The 322-nt window shown below is 68.0% G+C and carries 1 pseudogene; it reads right to left on the minus strand.

What is annotated here, in order from left to right:
- Nucleotides 1–120 (minus strand): annotated as a pseudogene (locus ABGA94_RS09420) (ribonuclease E/G); the annotation flags it as partial.
- Nucleotides 121–322 lie beyond the last annotated feature (202 nt).

Raw genomic sequence — 322 nt, forward strand, 5'->3', positions numbered from 1 at the left:
GGCCGGCTGCCCTTCGGCGTTGGTCCGCACGATGTAACCGTAGCCACCATGCTGCGCCGACAGTTCGGTCACCAGCGCCTTCAGGCGGGCGCGCTCGGTTTCGTCCTCGATGCGCGCCTCGTTGAGCATGTCCACCGAGGCAATGTCGCTGCCCTCCGGCGTCGCTGCCAGGCGCGGTGCGAGCAGGCCCAGCAGGTCGAGCATGCGTGCGGCAACCCCGCCACGGACCCTGGTGCGTTGAGGACTTCGTCACTGGCATGGAGGTGGATCATGGTTCGTACCTATCCCGTTGCATCCCCGCACTTCGACCCCGCCCGCGTCG

The sequence above is a fragment of the Stenotrophomonas sp. 3diitr2024 genome (assembly GCF_042136455.1).
Taxonomy (GTDB): Bacteria; Pseudomonadota; Gammaproteobacteria; order Xanthomonadales; family Xanthomonadaceae; genus Stenotrophomonas; species Stenotrophomonas sepilia.